Origin of the sequence: Pseudomonas sp. IT-P12, assembly GCF_949767465.1 — a bacterium.
In the GTDB taxonomy this organism is placed as follows: domain Bacteria; phylum Pseudomonadota; class Gammaproteobacteria; order Pseudomonadales; family Pseudomonadaceae; genus Aquipseudomonas.
Map to the genome: position 1 here is coordinate 73,601 of NZ_CATKPY010000021.1, position 16,384 is coordinate 89,984.

General features: G+C 53.8%; 19 protein-coding genes, 2 tRNA genes and 2 pseudogenes. 9 read left to right on the forward strand and 14 right to left on the reverse strand.

Annotated features, from left to right (window positions below; all coding sequences use genetic code 11):
* Positions 1 to 42: 42 nt before the first annotated feature.
* Positions 43 to 1,047 carry a hypothetical protein gene (locus ACM6IM_RS09195; RefSeq protein ID WP_414864929.1) on the reverse strand — a complete coding sequence of 335 codons (1,005 nt, stop codon included), beginning with the start codon at positions 1,045 to 1,047 and terminating at the stop codon, positions 43 to 45.
* A 45-nt stretch (positions 1,048 to 1,092) separates the two neighbouring features.
* Between ACM6IM_RS09195 and ACM6IM_RS09200 the strand changes: the two genes are divergently transcribed.
* A complete protein-coding gene (locus ACM6IM_RS09200) occupies positions 1,093 to 1,878 on the forward strand; it encodes a hypothetical protein (RefSeq protein ID WP_414864930.1) in 786 nt (261 codons plus the stop codon).
* 37 nt (positions 1,879 to 1,915) lie between these two features.
* Here ACM6IM_RS09200 and ACM6IM_RS09205 read toward each other — a convergent pair whose 3' ends face one another.
* Positions 1,916 to 2,218 (reverse strand): hypothetical protein, encoded by a 303-nt coding sequence (locus ACM6IM_RS09205; RefSeq protein WP_414864931.1) that lies wholly within the window; start codon positions 2,216 to 2,218, stop codon positions 1,916 to 1,918.
* Positions 2,219 to 2,266: 48 nt separating this feature from the next.
* Positions 2,267 to 2,566 carry a hypothetical protein gene (locus tag ACM6IM_RS09210; RefSeq protein ID WP_414864932.1) on the reverse strand — a complete coding sequence of 100 codons (300 nt, stop codon included), beginning with the start codon at positions 2,564 to 2,566 and terminating at the stop codon, positions 2,267 to 2,269.
* Positions 2,567 to 2,731: 165 nt separating this feature from the next.
* On the opposite strand from ACM6IM_RS09210, the gene ACM6IM_RS09215 reads away from it, so the two are divergent.
* Positions 2,732 to 3,046, forward strand: a complete 315-nt coding sequence (locus tag ACM6IM_RS09215; RefSeq protein ID WP_414864933.1) for a hypothetical protein — start codon at positions 2,732 to 2,734, stop codon at positions 3,044 to 3,046.
* Positions 3,047 to 3,118: 72 nt separating this feature from the next.
* Here the strand turns inward: ACM6IM_RS09215 and ACM6IM_RS09220 are convergent, their stop codons facing one another.
* A complete protein-coding gene (locus tag ACM6IM_RS09220) occupies positions 3,119 to 3,358 on the reverse strand; it encodes a hypothetical protein (protein WP_414864934.1) in 240 nt (79 codons plus the stop codon).
* A 211-nt stretch (positions 3,359 to 3,569) separates the two neighbouring features.
* On the opposite strand from ACM6IM_RS09220, the gene ACM6IM_RS09225 reads away from it, so the two are divergent.
* From ACM6IM_RS09225 to xerC, 3 genes are read left to right on the forward strand one after another with little or no spacing between them, the layout of a single operon-like run.
* Entirely contained in the window at positions 3,570 to 4,067 is a 498-nt protein-coding gene (locus ACM6IM_RS09225) for a hypothetical protein (RefSeq protein WP_414864935.1), read from the forward strand.
* Positions 4,068 to 4,110: 43 nt separating this feature from the next.
* The gene (locus ACM6IM_RS09230) at positions 4,111 to 4,317 is read left to right on the forward strand and encodes a DUF4224 domain-containing protein (protein WP_414864936.1); all 207 of its coding nucleotides are present in this window, start codon (positions 4,111 to 4,113) and stop codon (positions 4,315 to 4,317) included.
* Position 4,318: 1 nt separating this feature from the next.
* Positions 4,319 to 5,350: a site-specific integrase gene (gene xerC, locus ACM6IM_RS09235; protein WP_414864937.1), complete on the forward strand. Its 1,032-nt coding sequence runs from the start codon at positions 4,319 to 4,321 to the stop codon at positions 5,348 to 5,350.
* Between the two features lie 82 nt (positions 5,351 to 5,432).
* Here the strand turns inward: xerC and ACM6IM_RS09240 are convergent.
* Positions 5,433 to 5,519: transfer RNA gene (locus ACM6IM_RS09240), tRNA-Leu, on the reverse strand.
* Positions 5,520 to 5,757: 238 nt separating this feature from the next.
* Positions 5,758 to 6,912, reverse strand: coding sequence for a radical SAM protein (locus ACM6IM_RS09245; RefSeq protein ID WP_414864938.1), 1,155 nt, complete (start codon positions 6,910 to 6,912; stop codon positions 5,758 to 5,760).
* Between the two features lie 303 nt (positions 6,913 to 7,215).
* Between ACM6IM_RS09245 and ACM6IM_RS09250 the strand changes: the two are divergent.
* Positions 7,216 to 7,657 (forward strand): annotated as a pseudogene (locus tag ACM6IM_RS09250) (SOS response-associated peptidase family protein); the annotation flags it as partial.
* A 185-nt stretch (positions 7,658 to 7,842) separates the two neighbouring features.
* Here ACM6IM_RS09250 and ACM6IM_RS09255 read toward each other — a convergent pair.
* The 4 genes and pseudogenes from ACM6IM_RS09255 to ACM6IM_RS09270 form a co-directional block, all read right to left on the reverse strand.
* On the reverse strand, positions 7,843 to 8,505 hold the full coding sequence (locus tag ACM6IM_RS09255) for a hypothetical protein (RefSeq protein ID WP_192308395.1): 663 nt from the start codon (positions 8,503 to 8,505) through the stop codon (positions 7,843 to 7,845).
* A 374-nt stretch (positions 8,506 to 8,879) separates the two neighbouring features.
* Positions 8,880 to 9,317: a hypothetical protein gene (locus ACM6IM_RS09260; protein WP_414864939.1), complete on the reverse strand. Its 438-nt coding sequence runs from the start codon at positions 9,315 to 9,317 to the stop codon at positions 8,880 to 8,882.
* Positions 9,318 to 9,465: 148 nt separating this feature from the next.
* A pseudogene (locus tag ACM6IM_RS09265) lies at positions 9,466 to 9,675 on the reverse strand (tyrosine-type recombinase/integrase); the annotation flags it as partial.
* Between the two features lie 51 nt (positions 9,676 to 9,726).
* A complete protein-coding gene (locus ACM6IM_RS09270) occupies positions 9,727 to 10,944 on the reverse strand; it encodes an MFS transporter (protein WP_414864940.1) in 1,218 nt (405 codons plus the stop codon).
* Between the two features lie 151 nt (positions 10,945 to 11,095).
* Here ACM6IM_RS09270 and ACM6IM_RS09275 point away from each other — a divergent pair, with 151 nt between their 5' ends.
* The 3 genes from ACM6IM_RS09275 to ACM6IM_RS09285 all read left to right on the forward strand — a co-directional run bounded on the left by ACM6IM_RS09275 (position 11,096) and on the right by ACM6IM_RS09285 (position 13,041).
* Entirely contained in the window at positions 11,096 to 12,019 is a 924-nt protein-coding gene (locus ACM6IM_RS09275; protein ID WP_414864941.1) for a LysR family transcriptional regulator, read from the forward strand.
* A 158-nt stretch (positions 12,020 to 12,177) separates the two neighbouring features.
* Entirely contained in the window at positions 12,178 to 12,435 is a 258-nt protein-coding gene (locus ACM6IM_RS09280; protein WP_414864942.1) for a hypothetical protein, read from the forward strand.
* A 42-nt stretch (positions 12,436 to 12,477) separates the two neighbouring features.
* Complete coding sequence (locus tag ACM6IM_RS09285; protein ID WP_414864943.1) at positions 12,478 to 13,041, forward strand: hypothetical protein; 564 nt, start codon at positions 12,478 to 12,480, stop codon at positions 13,039 to 13,041.
* A gap of 279 nt (positions 13,042 to 13,320) precedes the next feature.
* Here the strand turns inward: ACM6IM_RS09285 and ACM6IM_RS09290 are convergent, their stop codons facing one another.
* The 4 genes from ACM6IM_RS09290 to ACM6IM_RS09305 all read right to left on the reverse strand — a co-directional run bounded on the left by ACM6IM_RS09290 (position 13,321) and on the right by ACM6IM_RS09305 (position 16,378).
* Positions 13,321 to 13,686, reverse strand: coding sequence for a hypothetical protein (locus ACM6IM_RS09290; RefSeq protein WP_192308389.1), 366 nt, complete (start codon positions 13,684 to 13,686; stop codon positions 13,321 to 13,323).
* Between the two features lie 276 nt (positions 13,687 to 13,962).
* Positions 13,963 to 14,036, reverse strand: a tRNA-Cys gene (locus tag ACM6IM_RS09295).
* 419 nt (positions 14,037 to 14,455) lie between these two features.
* Positions 14,456 to 15,802 carry a glutamine synthetase family protein gene (locus ACM6IM_RS09300; RefSeq protein WP_414864944.1) on the reverse strand — a complete coding sequence of 449 codons (1,347 nt, stop codon included), beginning with the start codon at positions 15,800 to 15,802 and terminating at the stop codon, positions 14,456 to 14,458.
* A gap of 21 nt (positions 15,803 to 15,823) precedes the next feature.
* The gene (locus tag ACM6IM_RS09305) at positions 15,824 to 16,378 is read right to left on the reverse strand and encodes a helix-turn-helix domain-containing protein (RefSeq protein ID WP_192308387.1); all 555 of its coding nucleotides are present in this window, start codon (positions 16,376 to 16,378) and stop codon (positions 15,824 to 15,826) included.
* Between the last annotated feature and the right edge of the window lie 6 nt (positions 16,379 to 16,384).

Genomic DNA, 16,384 nt, shown 5'->3' on the forward strand with positions numbered 1-16,384 from the left:
TTTACCTTATGCGAATGGTCATCGAAGCTTGGTCACTCACCATCAGCTCAAATGGTGTTTGATGGATGCGCATTTAAGTAAGCTAGTGGCCAAGACTTCTGACTCAGCGTTTGCGCCTGGATGCATCATGCTTCCTTTGCCCTCAACCATAGCGGCAGAAAAAGAAAGTGCGCTCAAAAGATTAAATAGTCTTAAATAGTTTCCGGGCGTGGCGTATCCATGAAAAAAGCCATGGGCTATGCCATTTCTATTTAGAGTTAAGTATTCAGGAGCCGAGTCTGTGTGCAAATAGAGCTTTGAGTTCATGTAAGCCGATATACTTTCGAACATCTGAACGCGCTCATCAAAATGATCTAGCAAGCCAACAGTAATTTCTGACTTCGGATACCAATCGTAGCCATCAAGCATACGATCTATCTCTTTTTGCTGAAGTCGTTTGAAAACCTTGATAAGCGTTCTAATACTTACTGAATCCTCTACGCTTATTCCTGCCAACACACCCAACCGTCTAAGAATCCCTTCGATGCACGGCAATAGCCCAACGATGGCCACACCATAAAGCCCGAGACAATAGGCCTTAGCTGACTCAACCAATTGAGAGTGAAACAGATCAAATGTTTTTCTTTTTGACCAAACCCCTACAATTAGTGCTGCTAAATCTTCTGGCGGGTACATCTCCATAAGCATGGAATCGCCAAATCCCATCTTAGCTTCGTGCTTTTGTTCCTCCCTTATTTTTGCAGCATGCCTACTTAAGAAACCCAGACTGTAGTATGGAGGAATTACTATATCTGCTGAAGAAAATGCATCCCGAATCCATGTAAGGCCTGAATTTTTTGGAACTTCCAATAGACTTCTTGGAAAAAAAGCCGTGCCATCGAGCGTAGTAATCCTGTACCCATGTATTGGCCAAAAACCATCGACCTTCGCTTCTGCGACGTTGACGTAGATAACTCCCTGCCTTTCAAGGCACGCTTCAACTGATTTGAGCCCTTTTTTCAAAGACTGAGACTTTTTACAAGTTCTATAAATGTTCGCAAATTCCATACGCCCTCCATGCCTGTCGGCCGAATATAACCGCGAGGACTTCCCATGCCCAAAGAAAACAAACTGACCGAGCCTAGATTTGACCTCGATACGCCAGATGGGGGGCGCGGGTACATCGCTGAACTTTTCAAAACCGTGCTCCGGCGTCACGACTACCGCCAGTACATCAATGAGCGTCTGGCCGGCGACTTCGCGTGCACGCTGGCGCAGCACCTCGAAGAGTGCAAAGCCCGCGAGCAAGCCCTGCACCTGCGCCTGAACGCAGCGGATCAGCGGATTGATGAGCTGACCCCGCCTGTATCACCTGATCCGGTAACTTGGGGCGCGCCCAAGACTGTCCGTCAGTTGATCCAGCAACTCCAAACACTTGACCAGGACCTGCGGCCGCTGTCGATGCTGCGCGTGCCGGGCAATGTTTTTGAAGATGGCAAAGAGCGAACTCGCGCCGTGCACCTCTCGATCTCTCACGAGCGGGTTGACGGTCAGTGGCTGACCCCTTTTAAAAGCGAAGGTGAAAAGGTCTTGGCGTTCTGGTGCAGGATGGAGCGGCCCGCGCCGATGTTTGGCTTCCCGGTGGTTATCGATCCGACCCTGGCACCTGATGAAATGCGGCTAGTGATGCCTGCGGCTCGCCGCACGGACGAGGTTCAGTTCAAGGGCATGATCGAGACCATCGGCGGTGAGTTCGCCATCATGATCGATGAGGCGAACGCCCACTACGGCTGGACCTTCAAGCGTCATCCCGACGGAATGTGGGTGTCTGGGCGCAAGGCAACCGACGCCGAAATGCACGCCGCGCGTACTCACGCCCGCATCACAAATCAGCTGTAACTCCCTCCCCCTTCAAAGTCAGCCGCTATAGCCGCGCTCAGGAGGCAGGCGGGAAATTCTTGGCAGCTGGAACGAGTGGGGCATTCATAAAAGCATCCCAGCACGCATAGGCATCGTGCTGTCTCCTGCTCGCAACGTCCCAGTCCGGGCCTGAAACAACTCTGGATGAAACCAGTTGCATCATGCCCATTGTGGCGGCATCCAGTTCCAGCAGAAGCCGGTGTGACTCGACCCTGAAGTCGTCGATAGAAACCATTTCTTTGCCCTGGGCGGAGATCACCACCATCGAGTAACAGTTGTCACTCAAGCGGTTGAGCGTGGTGTGAGGAAAATAGTTCATACCCATCTGTCCGTACTTACACCACCCCTCCCCTTTGAAACTCAGTCGCTACTTCGAAGAAGCCGCTCGGCGAGTACTTGACCTTCCGGCGGCAGCCAGCTGACGAGCTCGACCGACACCCCAAGCCAGTGCCCTGGTCATCGATTCGCGTGGGTGTGAGTCATCAGCCTCTTCATACAAAGCCATTCCGTCGGGACCATAAATCCCGATGAACATTTGTGTTTCGCCGTTGCGCGATAGCCTGACTTGCACATCGATGTGAGTCCCATCATTGAGAGTTTCATCGTGCGTTCGGCTGTGGAGCTCGGGGTCTGCCCACTCCCAGAAGATATCGCCTCGAAGTCTCATAGGGCCCTCCCGCCCAATCTTGTGATGGTGAGTAGATACCAAAATTAAACGCCCGCAAACGAAGTGCAACCGTGTGAAAACGGTATCTGATAACTGGTCGCAACATCTGTACTTATAAAAATTTTATGTACAACTTTCAGCCGCTATAGCGGCAAGGACGAAGTCATGTCTGAAGAAAAGTTGATTGGCCCCGTCGATGTCGTGCGCGATGAAGACGGGTACTGGGATCACCCAAACATTCCGGACTTCGACGAAGATGCCGAAGCATGGAAATCGTGGCTCGATGCCCAGGGCCTGAAGGTCACCGGTTGGCACATGGATTCCGACTTGGAATCCCATCCCTACTGGGAAGACGGCGCGGCTCACTGTCTGGGCTGGGAGCCTGAGACGCCCCCAGGTGACGGCTGGTTCCTGCTCGGAATTTTCGACACGGACGACGGCCCCTATGCGCAATGGGCACGCCGCGAGGTGACGCCATGATCCTGCTCACAGCTCCAGCCCTCACCTGGTTCGCCTACGTGTACTGCTAGAAGGGGCCGCGTTGACGTGATGTCAGGAAGTGAGCGGCTCCTCAGGAGGGCGACCATCGAGAATTGGCATTGGGTCGACTTTGACACCTCTGACGGCGGTTACCCAAGCTGCATAAGCGGAGCTTTGACGAGCGAACGCATCATCCCAGCTCGAGCCGGAAAGCTCGCCCGCAACTACCAGCATCATTAACTGCGTTGTTGCAGCATCAAGTTCAACAAGAAGAACGTGGGCCTGGAATCGTAAATCGTCTGTGGGACTCATGGTGGTGCTCTATGTGCTGTGGCGGTCTGTAAAACCGGTTAACCGAATAGTTCACCTATCTTGAGTGTGGCACGAAAACTTCTACAACACAGGAATATTTGTACAAGTAAGTACTAAAAAGTTTCGCATAGCGATTCGGCTACCCCCCCTTTCCCCATTCCCCATTCCCCAACTCAACAGCCTGCCGGTGTACGGCGGGCGAGGAATTCCTATGTCCGCAATTCTTCAACGCTTCCATGAGACAGCAAACGACGCACTGGTGAAAATCAGCGAGCAGCTCTGGCCGGGCGCCAAGATCGCACTTGTGATTTACACCCCAGGTGCACCAGAGCAGGACATCGTTCTCGAGGACCAGGGCCTGGACCGGGACGAGGTGGTCAGCGCATTGCGCCGGCGCGGTCTGAGCATCGACGGCGACAACGCCTACAAGCGCGACCTGCTGGACTCTGTAGTCGGTGCACTGGCATTCGGCGCGCAGAACAACAACCCACCACCGGCCGGACACTGGGGGCAAAGCTTCTGGGATATCGGTCGGGAAGAGCGAGCGCTGACCGAGGAACTGGTGGCAGCGCTGAAGCTCACCCGCGAAAACCTACGAGCCTGCCAAGCGACCATCCACCTGTGCGGCGGATTCGACCCCGCCTATGTAAACGATGCCCAGGCTGCAATGGCAGTCGCCGACAAGGTTCTGGCCAAGGTCATCGCATAACCCATCACCACCTTCTGCCGCCACGCGCGGCATGGAGCAGCGCATGAGCATCCAGTTTCTATCCCATGAGGAGGTTTGCGAGCTCACTGGCGCGCGGACCAAGGCGGGTCAAATCCTCAACCTGAAAAAAAACGGCGTCAGGCATACGATTAAGGTAAACGGCTGGCCAAGCGTTACAGCTCAGGCCGTTACCGCCGTCGGCATGCTCGAAGCAGAAAAACCAGTATGGACACCACGTAAGGCCAGCTGAAATGGGACGACGACCAAGCAAACCAGGATCGATTGCCCGGTTACGGGAGCGGAAAAAAGCCAGCGGTCGGGTGTTCTACTACTACGACACCGGCGGAAAGGATCGCAAAGAGATCCCATTGGGGAGCGACTACGGCTTGGCGATCATGGAATACGCCAAGCTCGAACGGGATCGCTCCGCGACGGATCTGGTGTCGAAGGTCATCACGTTTCGCTACGTGTCCGAAAAATACATGGTCGAGGTCGTGCCGACGAAGAGCTCTGCTTCCCAGGCCGACAATAAGCGCGAGCTGAAAAACCTGATCGCGTTCTTCGATGACCCGCCGGCGCCGCTCGAAACGATCGAGCCGGTTCACGTCCGGCAGTATCTCACCTGGCGAAAGTCTGCCCCAGTCCGGGCAAACCGCGAGAAGGCGCTGCTGAGCGCGATCTGGAACTACGCACGGGACAAGGGTTACACCGCCCTGGCCAACCCATGCGCCGGCATCAAGGGCAACAAAGAGACCGGCCGAGACACCTACGTCGAAGACGAACTGTTCAAACGTGTTCACGACAAAGCTGATGTGGGACTTCAAGACGCAATGGACCTGGCCTACCTGACCGGGCAACGGGTAACTGACACCCGACTGATGGACGAACGGGATGTCCGCAACGGGCAAATATGGGTGCTGCAGGGCAAGACGAAGGCTAAGCGAAGGATTGAGGTGACCGGAGAGCTGAAGGTATTGATTGATCGAATCATGTCCAGGAAGGCTGGGCACAAGATCCGCTCGACGCGGCTGATCGTGGCAGAGGACGGCTCACCAATGACGGTGGCGATGTTGCGCAGGAGATTTGATTTGGCCAGGGAGGCGGCAGGGGTTTCGAAGCCGGAATTTCAAATGCGAGATTTACGGGCGAAAGCCGGTACGGACAAGGCGGAATCCAGCGGCGATATCATGCAGGCCAAAGATCAACTTGGGCATACAACGGTGGTAATGACGGAGCAGTACATCCGCAATCGGAAAGGCAAAAAGGTATCACCCACAAAGTGAATTGCGGACCAACTCCAAAATTGCGGACCAGAAACGAACAAGGGCTTGCACTGGCTTTCGCCTGCAAACCCTTGATTTTGAATGGTGCCCGAAGCCGGAATCGAACCGGCACGCCCTTACGAGCGGGGGATTTTAAGTCCCATGCGTCTACCAGTTTCGCCATTCGGGCGGTAGCGCGGCAAGCAGTCGAGGCTGACCGATGGATGTGTCAGTTCTGACGCCTGCAAAACAGTGGACGGAATATATACATCCCGTCCCGGTGAAGCAAGTTCGCAAATGCCCTTTTCAAGACAAAATCCTGCCCGCCAGGCGCGTAAAAAAGCTCGGTAAATCATTGATCTACTGATTTTCCCGGAGAAGCGGCGTGTCCATCTCCTGCCGCTCCGTGCCTGTGGGAGACTGATCGTCTACGGCATCAGGGCAGCACTGGCGCCCGCCCTGTTCTCGAAGCGACCAAAGAGCAGATAGTGATGATAGCCGCTGGGGAAACTGCCATTGGCAATCGCCTGCCTGACATCATGATTCACGGCAAGGTACAGTTGTTCATCGAACTCTTCAGGGCCGGCCACGCCATCCAGTCCCAGCTTCTTGCTATCGATGGGCAGGCCAAGAATGCTTCGGCGCTGGTAGTCCATAATGCGCTTCACGGCATGGTTTTCCATCGGACCCAGGTTGGGTGACGAAGCGTAGGAGTGCATACCCTTTTTTACGCACCGATTGCACAGGTCGACACAATGCGGCTGGGTGTTCTTGGCTCGGGTCAGTTCCTCGATGGAAAGATCCAGGTACCTGCCGACGTGATACTCGGACTGATTGAAAATGGAACAGCACAAGATCGCATTGCCGTTGGAGTCGAGTACCAGCATATTGTCTTTCAGACTGCACTCGTGCTTTGGGTAGTGCTGAAGCATGTTCACCAGATCGTCGAAAGGCGGCAATGCCAATCTTTCGAGGGTTTCAAGGTCGGTTGGCGTGACGGAAGGATCACGCTCGATGATCGCCAGCGCTTTCTCGAGCGGCATCATCACCGAACATCCGGTGCTGAACCTGAAGCCCAGTTGCTCGCAAAACTCACGCATCAACCTTTCTTCTTCCAGGTTATCCAGATAACGGTGGTAGTAGACATCCACGGCTGTATCGAGGTTATGGTGCAGCTTGAGGTCACGCAGCCTGATCATGTTCTGCTTGACCACTTCGATATCACCGCCGACATGCCCCAACTTGTAGGTGTCCTGATAGAAGCCGGACAGCGAAACCCGGAAGAACGACGGCTCGGCCATCAAGGCCTTTTCCATGTTCTTGACCAGGTTCAGGTTGGAACTGATGCCGCTGTGCATCCCGGCCTCGTTGATGACCTGGATGAACTCGCCAATGCGCGGGTGGATCAGGGGCTCGGTCCAGTTATAGAGGTGAATCGAGGTAATCCCTTCCCTCTTGGCTTTGTGGACGATGTCGCGAAACATCTCAAGCTGCATGGACTTCTTGAAATTGTGATTTTCAGAATTGCCCATGGGGCACGAAGGGCAGCTGAGATTACAAGCCCCGACGATATCGATGTACATGCATTGTTGGAAGCACCCTTAGCTTGACGCCGCGACGAGGAACAGATTTCCGAATCCGCTTACGCGCTGCTGGCAGTCCATTTTTTGACGGCAATATGCGGACTGAGCAAGATACGAGCCAGAAACTGGCGAATTGCCGTAACTCTGAAAGCTGTCAAGCTTAGGTGCCACGCTGCTGCCCTCTCAACGTGGAGGCCCAGGCGGATATAGCTACAAACACGGCGCCATCCCTGTACATCTGTAGCGCAAGGACAAATCTCGATGAAGGGTGACTGACGAGACTCAACAGCCAAGAGGCCAAGGAACCGGGCGATCTTCGCCATCAACAATTGGTTTGAGTGGGTGGACGAAGGTGGACCCGACAAGAGCCCTACCTCATCCGTCACAAGGACCGCACACCGATTTTGTGCGCGGCGATCGGCCAATCCCCGAACGCAGTCCACGAACCCAATGAGCACGATAGGTTCGTCATTATCGCTGCCGACAGCGCGGGCGGCATGGTGGACGTCCACGATCGACGCCCTGTGGTCTTGTCTCCCAAGCTGGCCCGCGAGTGGTTAGACCCGGCCACACCGAAGGAGCGCGCCAACAGATGGTGTTATTAGAGGGTGAACCGAGCGAGGCCTTCGAATGGTTCAAGGTCGACCGTGCTGTGGGGAATGTTCGCAACCAGGGAGCCTCAGAGGAAGGCGCAGATTGCGCGATCCTGGCAGTGTTCTCAGGAGAATCTGAAAATCTGGATTAAGCGTGCGCCATAGTTCGGAAGCGAAGAGTGCAACGGCAGCGAAAAGGCAATGATGGTCCTTCTCCGTTATCCAAACCGAGGCGATTAAGTTGCCCTGTCAACTCGAAATTCTGGAGTCAGGATACAGCCCTACAAATACCAGAAGCCCCGCTATTGCGGGGCCCAACACAAATGGACGCGCGAGGTCAGAACGACTCGACTGGCTTCTTGGCTTGCTGAACAAGCTTGTTTTCGTCCAGTTTCGGGAAAGAAAACTTGATGAGAATGCTGGACTCGTCACCCTCGCCAGAGACAACCAAATCAGCACCCCTGATGTTGTCAGGCGCTGAATTCATCAAACTATGGGCGTTAGTGGACCCCTTGGTCGGGGTGAGCCCTTCAACAAAGGAGTAGGTCACATTGTTGGCGGTCAACGCCACACTCTCATAGTTTGTGAGTGTGGCTGTGTATTCATCATTGTTTTTAGCTTTACCCGCCAACTCAATAAGATCCAGCACGGATTTCCCGTCAGCGAGCGACACCAGAGTAAATGTCTTTGCAAGAGCGCCAGCGGCGCGAGCGAACAGGTCACGATCATAGGGTGCAAACAGCGAGACCAACATGAGTTTGTCACCACTGAAAACCAGGGCCGCTGTGAACTTCTGATCCAGAAAATCCACATCGTCCAGGCATCGTGCGGTAGCACCTATTTCGGCTGAACAGTCGTAGTAGCCTGCTGCCTCGGTGTATTTGGCTATCGGCGAGTCGTAAGCATATTTTTTGAACAGGTTGTCTTCAGCCACCGCATTCTGCATGCCGGTCAATATCCCCATGGCGGCCAGCGCTGCAGCAAGAACTTTCTTTGACATGGATTCCCTTCCTGAAAATGAGCATTGAGATTGATAGCTAGATGCTATCAGTCAGAGATGCACCGCTCAATCCCGTCATGTCACATGCTAGTGGACAGAGGGGCAGATTCGCCAAATCCATTCGGTGACGCCGCTGGCAATCGCTTATTCTCGCGACAGGGAAACCGCGCAATCTCACTGCATGTGCACTTAAGATTGAGAACCGTCCCTCGCGACCTGCGGCTCTCGGCTAGGAGCGGTCACTCCGCGCGCCTACGAAGCCGGGGGCGATTCGGGTCGAAGAAAACATAAAAAACTGTATGCCCGAAAGTCACATCCCCATGGAACTTCCGTAAAAAATGATGTCAATTTGATTGCTTGTTACAGCAAAAAGATCATTTTGGATCAGTCAGCGTCAGGCTATTTCCTGACACCCCATGGAGAGAGTGATGAGAGTCATCATTGCGATGTTGTTGATGTTGAGTTCTTACGCTCATGCTGGTTGCGGCGACATCAGTGACAGCGATCAACGCGCTTACTGCAATGCCAAAGTCAACGGTCAAAGCTGCAGCAACATCAGTGACAACGACCTTCGGGCCAGTTGCTGGGCGGAAATCAATGGCCAAAGCTGCGGCAACATCAGTAACAGTGATCAGCGCGCTTACTGCAATGCCAAAGTCAACGGTCAAAGCTGCAGCAACATCAGTGACAACGACCTTCGGGCCAGTTGCTGGGCGGAAATGAATGGCCAAAGCTGCGGCAATATCAGTAACAGTGATCAACGCGCTTACTGCAATGCCAAAATCAACGGTCAAAGCTGCGGCAACATTCAAGACAGCAACTTGCGTAACGAGTGTAGTGCCATGAAGCGTTGATCTCCGAATCGGATGCCAAGCGAGAGGATGAGCAGTCCTGCGATTGAGCTCTTAGCCTCCTTGGGTCGGAAAGCGACGGTCTGGCCCAGACCGTCGCAGTGCAAGATTACACGTCTGTCTGCTCTGCCATTTCTAGAGCATCGTCTGCATCGTCTACCTCAATGCCCAAGTACCTGACAGTGCTTTCGAGTTTCGTATGACCAAGCAAGAGTTGAACTGCCCTTAAGTTCTTGGTCCTGCGATAGATCAACGAAGCCTTGGTTCGCCGTAGCGTGTGGGTACCGCACATCGTCGGGTCAAGTCCGATGGCTGTTACCCCTAGATCGCCAGTTCTCTGTGCAACAACTTTTATGCCTCATTGACGTCCTCATTGCGGTTCATCAATCAGCCCCTTACCCGTTGCAACTCTCAAATTGGAAGCTCCCGCCAGGTAAAACAATCCACCCGCAACAATGAAGAGTGCCAGCATGTAGAAGATGTAATGAGGATGCTGGGTTGCCAATACTATTCCGCAAAGTACCGGGCCCAGTGCAGCACCAAGATTGGACAGGTTTTGCGCTCCGTAATACATGCCGCGCAGGTTGTCCGGCGCAATTTTGTCGATGAACATGTACTCGGCGGGCAATACGATGATCTCGCCGATCGTAAAGATGGCCATGGAAATGACCCAGTGTGGAACGGAAGTCGACAGTGCAAAACCGGCCAACCCCATCATGAACATGCCCAGCCCCGCCGCAAGCCACAGGTTCAGGTGTCGGTTGGTGATCTTTCTGCCTATGGAATACTGCAATCCGATCACCATCAGCGCATTGGTAGCCACAATGGTACTGATGATGCGGTATGTAGATTCTGGTGTGGCAGTAACCATCAGATACTGTGAGAGATAGGCCGTGAACTGGCCAAAGACCACCGCGCTGAAAAGCCCGCCAAGGGTGAAACACACCAATCGATAATCCCGGAGCAGTAATTTTCCTACGGAGAGAAACGGCGAGGGTTTCCGAGCTTCATCGGTGGCGCCCAAATTCCTATCACCCCAGACGAAATAGATGAAAAAGAATCCTGCTCCAAGCCCTGCGGAAAACAGGAATGGCAAGCTGATATCTATCCTGGCCACGCTAGCGCCAAGAAAGGGACCGATGGCATATCCGATATTGGTCAGCGTGTATTTGATCGAGAACACTTCGCTGCGGCCAGTGACAGGGAGCAGGCTGCCGAATCCTGATTTGACCGCGATATCAATCACCGCATAGGTCAGATTGATTAATACCAGACAGCTGTAGAAGAGCCAGAGATCGCGAGCAAGAAACGTCCCGAGGAAACCCAGCGTAAACAGGCAACTGAGCCACAGGATCAGTCGGTGACTGGATGTTTTATCAACCAGAAAGCCCCCATACAAACTCAATAACGAGCCGATAATCAGTGTACTGCCAATGACCAGGCCGATATCGGCGATGCTCAAACCGAAACTGCCGGACAGGTAGATGACCAGATAGGGCAAAGTGATTGCTCGCGACAAGGTCAATATCAAGGACGCTGAAAGCAGCAAATTCACCGTTCTCGGATAGTTTTTCAGTTTGGTTAGCATCCTTGCCTCAATGTTCAGCAGGTTGGTTTATGGCAAACGCCGGTCGCATGGTGAACGATGCATTGAAATCAATCTTACTGGTGAATTTGGTTCTGATTTATGATGTTTGTTATCGAATTTGAAGAATCAAATTCATCAATAGAGAGATGCCATGTTTTCCTCAGAGCGCTTGAAGGGAATTGATGTGTTCGTCTGTGTGGCGGACTGCGGCAGTTTCACAGCCGCTGCCGATCGGATGAGTCTGACGGGATCTGCGATCAGCAAAGCCATCGCTCGATTGGAAAGCAGGCTCGGAGTTCGGTTGTTCCATCGCACCACTCGTCGCCTGGCCCTGACTGACGCGGGGGTGGCGTTCTATCGCACGTGTACCGGTGTGTTGGCAGACCTGGAGGAGGCAGAGCTGTCTCTGCACGCCGAAAACACTGAGCCTCGTGGCAGGATTCGCATAGACCTTCCAGGTGCGTTTGGCCGCCTGCTGGCCCTTCCGATCATTTTGCAGTTTGCTCAGGAACATGCGCTGTTGCATCCACACATTTCATTCTCCGACCGCCTCATTGATCCTGTCGAGGAAGGTGTCGATATTGCTGTGCGGATCGGTGGTTCGGACGTCTGGCCCGCTGCGCTGGGGCATCGCTACCTGGGCAGTGAGTGGCATATCTTCTGTGCGTCGCCCGCTTACTTGAGCAAACACGGCACGCCTGTGACCGATCGTGATCTGGAACAGCATCAGTGCATCGCTTACGGCTGGGTGGATGGAACGGTCAGCCCTTGGAGTTTTGCGGGAAAGCACCCTGGCGAAATTGAACGCAGGTCGATCGCTGCAAAGTTCGTTGTGGGAGATGGTGAAGGTCTGGTGATCGCGGTAACGGCGGGATGCGGGATCGCACAACTACCTTCATGGCTGATCAAACGCCAGCTTGAAGAGGGAACCTTGGTTGAGGTGCTTCCCCACTTGGCAACCACTGGCATGGCCATCAATTTGGTTTGGATCAAAAATCGACAAACACTTCCGAAAGTCAATGCATTACTGGAAAAGCTTGGAGCTCATTTACTGCCCTCTGCTAGTAACATCTAATGACCACATCTGTCCGGTAGCTGCCGCTCTTGACCGTCCGCTTCCGGCCAGAAGCGGACATCGTCTAAAGGAAGCCTTCGGACTAAAAGAAAGGACTTTGCCTTAAAAAGCCGATAGGCTTATGTACTTGTTATCAGTAAAAATCCAGGCGAAGGGACATGGCACCGTCTAAAGGCGATCTCATAAAACTAATCAGCGCTGACCAAGCAAAAATAGTTTTAACTGATTGGATTAACTCTCGCGAGGCAGCGCCAGGAGATATCGCTTTGGTGGAAGAAGTCTATATCGGAGAGGATGGGCAGATCGTTCGTCTTCTGTGCGAATACCGTCCGGGTTTTCTAGAGTGGCGAACGGTGTTTTATGAGGCAGGGTTGGCTTATGAGTTTCTTCCTCCCCTCGCTGACGTCACCACTTAAATTTTTGCCTCCGACAATTACTGCTTCCCCCAAGAGCTGCTTATGGAACCTAGTTCACCCGAAAGCAAATCAAAAAAAATAGTTATAACAGTGGTATTTTTGCTTTTTGGCGCATGGCTTTATTATGTAGGCTGGGCTTCTAAAATTTCAGCAAGAACAGTTTTGATGCCTGAAATCCCCGAATGGGGTACATACCTGCTGATCAGCTCCATTACTGGGCTTACTGCCGCAATTCGAACACTCTACAAGCGGCCCGGGCGCAAGACAGCAATACAGGCTCTAAATTCTTTTACTGGATGGTTCTGCTTAGGATTTATTCTATCTCTGAATGGTTATGCCACCGCGGCCTATCTTTTGCCTGGCAAGATTATTAGTTATAAATCTTCATATGAGCTGAGATACCCCGGACCTTCCAGGGGGAAGTTTGGTCGTTGCGAGGCAGGTCTATGGATCGAAGATCAAAGTACAAACCGCTGGATTGAGCTTTGCACGAACAAAATGGATTTGGATAAAAATATACAACAGGGAATGCAGCTCGTATGGGTGAGTGCCCGCACGAATAAAATAGGTAGCTACATTATGAGCTATACTTTCATCTATAACTAAACCCACCACAATAAAATCTTGCTTTCGTGAGCAGTAGATTAAGCGGAAGTTATTCTTTAACACCAAGAATAGCAAAAGCTTGATACTCGATGGTGTACTCTGGACACTCTGCTCTGGCGCTGCGCGGCGAGATATGCCGGACGTTTCGGCCGACTCGTGGCCGGAAGCGGACGGACAGGAGCGGCAGCCACAGCCAAAAGCGGACGTTCATGACGACCGCTTCCGACCCATAGCAGTCATCTGAACCGCATTGATCGACAGAAATGTCCACCGCCAATCCTAAAATCGTGAAGGTGGCTCATTTCCGGTCTTGATATTCGAAAAGACCTCATCTGGATCTGCCTGACACCAATATCTGAACAGAAGGCGAGGTTCGGTATTTCCGAAATATTGATCAACGGTGCTGTCGGGCGGCACGGTCAATTTAGGTGCTGGCCATTGCTGCGCTAAAACACCTATTGGTTTGCCAGACGACCAAATAATCCAAGTAGCCTTGCCTCCATTGATACCCGGTAAGTAGCCGGCATCTTGTATCACTTCGATTAAGGCGCGCAGCGTTGCTGATGGGTCGAGTGTGATCGACGTCGCATGGCTTCCCAGATCATCTCCTGCATGAACGCTATCTCGATCAATGGCAACTTCCAACGTGACTACTCCTTTTTTACCGCTGTGCTGTCACTAGATCGTCCAGCGTAGAGACATCAACGGCTACCTGTCCAGAGTCTGCTTCTGGCCGAAACCGGCCTGTCATGAAGAGACCTGACCACCCCTTCGGCACCCACCTGTGCCACGCAAATGGGAGCGGGATCTCGCATATTAATGAAAGGGTTGCGGAACCCCTCCCAATCATTGCGGAACACCTTGCTTTATCGAAGGCATAAAAAAACCCCGTAGACCATTGATCTACGGGGTTTCTAAGAGTGGAGGCCGAGGTCGGAATCGAACCGGCGTAGGCGGATTTGCAATCCGCTGCATAACCATTTTGCTACTCGGCCCCAATGCATTCGATGTCATTTTGAACAACATCAAAGGCGTACAAACCTGGAGTAGATTCTAGATCTAACTCCTTGAAAACATTGAGCTTTTTCAGCAGTCAGTGCTTTCGATGGCGTGAATTATGGACTGAATTGCCGGTGCTGACAACCCCTTGATTTCAAAAAAAATTCTGTCACGGCCCGGAACGCTGGATGAGGTTTGCGCCCTCTCCCGCCAATAGCAGGCAAAAAAAATCCCGGGCAGCTGATGGAAGCCCGGGATCTAAAAATGCATAAACCGTGGTGGTGAACGCGGGCCGAATGTTACGGTGATTTTCACCATGTAACAATATGTTTTCGTTCACCATGTGGTTAAAAAAACCGTTAACCCATTCAATATCCACACATTTTTTAAGGCTGTGCCGCGACAAATGGTCTGTTTACAGGAACCAGCGGTACTCACGGGCACTGATGTCCTGCAGAAATGCCAAATGATCCTGGCGCTTGTTTTCGCAGTAGACCTTCACGAACTCTGCGCCCAACCCCTCCCGCAGCGGTTCATGGTTTTGCATCGAGCGCACGGCCTCCAGCATCTCCAACGGGAAGTCGACACCGCTGCTGCGATCCTGGTTGAGCGGCGCGATCGGTTCCTGCTTCGCCTCGAGGCCGTGCTCCAACCCCACCAGGATCGCAGCCAGCACCAGGTACGGGTTGGCATCGGCACCGGCCAGGCGGTGTTCGATCCGCAGATTGTCAGGGTCCGATTCGGGCACCCGCACGCACGCATCCCGGTCTTCGAAGCCCCAGCTGGCACGGGTCGCGACGTTGGTGGTGCCGCTCAGGCGACGCATGGCGTTGTGGTTGGGCGCGAAGATCGGCATGCAATGGGGCAACAGTTGCAGGCAACCGGCCACTGCATGGCGCAGCGGCTGCTGGCCGTTCGCCGCCAGCAGGTTGTTGCCCGCCTTGTCGTACAGGCTCACGTGCACATGCATGCCGCTGCCGGGATGATGCAGGTACGGCTTGGACATGAAGCTGGCGCGGTAATTGTGCTTCATCGCCACGCCCCGGGTGCTGCGGCAAAAAAGTGCGGCCCAGTCGGCGGCCCGCAGCCCGTCATCGAGGTGGCCGAAGTTGATTTCAAACTGGCCAGGGCCCAGCTCGGCGGTGATCACGGTGGTGTCGATGCCTTGTGCGCGAGCGGTCTCGACCATCTCATCCAGCACCGGCGAGAAGCGTGTCAACCGTTCGATGTGCATGTTCGGCTGGTCATCCGCATCGTCGGTCAGCGAATCCCGTGCAAACTGGGGCAAGCCGTCACGCAACTGACGATCGAACAAATAGAATTCCAGCTCGAAGGCCACCACCGGGAAAATCCCTTTGCGCGCCAGGCGCTCCAGGACTTGCGCCAACACTTCCCGTGGCTCGAAGACAATCGGTTTCTCGGTGCCGCTGGAGGTGATCAACATCTGGCCCAGGGGCTGTTTTTCCCAATCGACGATTTTCAGCGTGCCCGGCACCAGACGCCGCGGTGCATCGGGGTCACCGTCGTTGAAACAGTAATCGCCAATCTTGAACAAACCGCCCTGGGCGCCCAGCAAGACGCAGTTCTGCGGCAGCTTGAGCGCGCTGCCGGCGGCGACTTTTTCGAGCATCTCGATTGGATAGCGCTTGCCGTAGAAATGCCCGGGAATGTCCAGGGAAATCAGGTCGACGTAGCGCACGTCCGGGTGGCGCTGGCGAAACGTGCGCACTTCAGCAACCAGTTCAGAACAGACAGCATCCATCATTGCGTTCCTTGTTTTTTGTCACGTGTAAACCCAGAGCACCCGGGTGAGTTGATCGGAGAGGTTGCCGTAGCGGCAATGGGCATGGCTGGCGAGCTGGAAACTGTCCCCGGCCTCGAGGGTGACCGGCTGATCGTCATCCAGCCACACCGTCAGTTGCCCTTCGAGCACGTACCCACCCTGCTCCGAGCTGTCTTTCATGTGCCGGTCGCCGCTGCTGGCCCCAGGCTCGAGCTGGCTTTCGAGCATCGAGAACGATGCGCGCATTTTCGGTGACACCAGGATGTCGGTGATGCCGTCGGCGTAATACAGCGTGCGGCGCTCGTCCGGGCGGGTGACCCACGGCAGGGCCATGGGCTTGGGCAGGCTGTAGAAGTAAGTGGTCGGCACACCGAGGGTTTCGCTGATGGCGGTCAAGTCCGCCACCGTCGGCCGCGAGAGCCCACGTTCGACCTGGGAGAGAAAACCCACCGAGCGGCCGATTTTGTCCGCCAGTTCCTTGAGCGTGTACTTTTTGTGTTTGCGCAGGTCCTGGATCAGGATTGCCAGCGCCGAGATTTCTTCTTGCCTGTCCATCGAAAA

What these genes read in the sequence shown, in the direction of transcription:
- ACM6IM_RS09195 (WP_414864929.1), bottom strand. Translation starts at nt 1,047, where the DNA reads ATGGAATTTGCGAACATTTATAGAACTTGTAAAAAGTCTCAGTCTTTG.
- ACM6IM_RS09200 (WP_414864930.1), top strand. Translation starts at nt 1,093, where the DNA reads ATGCCCAAAGAAAACAAACTGACCGAGCCTAGATTTGACCTCGATACG.
- ACM6IM_RS09205 (WP_414864931.1), bottom strand. Translation starts at nt 2,218, where the DNA reads ATGAACTATTTTCCTCACACCACGCTCAACCGCTTGAGTGACAACTGT.
- ACM6IM_RS09210 (WP_414864932.1), bottom strand. Translation starts at nt 2,566, where the DNA reads ATGAGACTTCGAGGCGATATCTTCTGGGAGTGGGCAGACCCCGAGCTC.
- ACM6IM_RS09215 (WP_414864933.1), top strand. Translation starts at nt 2,732, where the DNA reads ATGTCTGAAGAAAAGTTGATTGGCCCCGTCGATGTCGTGCGCGATGAA.
- ACM6IM_RS09220 (WP_414864934.1), bottom strand. Translation starts at nt 3,358, where the DNA reads ATGAGTCCCACAGACGATTTACGATTCCAGGCCCACGTTCTTCTTGTT.
- ACM6IM_RS09225 (WP_414864935.1), top strand. Translation starts at nt 3,570, where the DNA reads ATGTCCGCAATTCTTCAACGCTTCCATGAGACAGCAAACGACGCACTG.
- ACM6IM_RS09230 (WP_414864936.1), top strand. Translation starts at nt 4,111, where the DNA reads ATGAGCATCCAGTTTCTATCCCATGAGGAGGTTTGCGAGCTCACTGGC.
- xerC (WP_414864937.1), top strand. Translation starts at nt 4,319, where the DNA reads ATGGGACGACGACCAAGCAAACCAGGATCGATTGCCCGGTTACGGGAG.
- ACM6IM_RS09245 (WP_414864938.1), bottom strand. Translation starts at nt 6,912, where the DNA reads ATGTACATCGATATCGTCGGGGCTTGTAATCTCAGCTGCCCTTCGTGC.
- ACM6IM_RS09255 (WP_192308395.1), bottom strand. Translation starts at nt 8,505, where the DNA reads ATGTCAAAGAAAGTTCTTGCTGCAGCGCTGGCCGCCATGGGGATATTG.
- ACM6IM_RS09270 (WP_414864940.1), bottom strand. Translation starts at nt 10,944, where the DNA reads ATGCTAACCAAACTGAAAAACTATCCGAGAACGGTGAATTTGCTGCTT.
- ACM6IM_RS09275 (WP_414864941.1), top strand. Translation starts at nt 11,096, where the DNA reads ATGTTTTCCTCAGAGCGCTTGAAGGGAATTGATGTGTTCGTCTGTGTG.
- ACM6IM_RS09280 (WP_414864942.1), top strand. Translation starts at nt 12,178, where the DNA reads ATGGCACCGTCTAAAGGCGATCTCATAAAACTAATCAGCGCTGACCAA.
- ACM6IM_RS09285 (WP_414864943.1), top strand. Translation starts at nt 12,478, where the DNA reads ATGGAACCTAGTTCACCCGAAAGCAAATCAAAAAAAATAGTTATAACA.
- ACM6IM_RS09300 (WP_414864944.1), bottom strand. Translation starts at nt 15,802, where the DNA reads ATGGATGCTGTCTGTTCTGAACTGGTTGCTGAAGTGCGCACGTTTCGC.
- ACM6IM_RS09305 (WP_192308387.1), bottom strand. Translation starts at nt 16,378, where the DNA reads ATGGACAGGCAAGAAGAAATCTCGGCGCTGGCAATCCTGATCCAGGAC.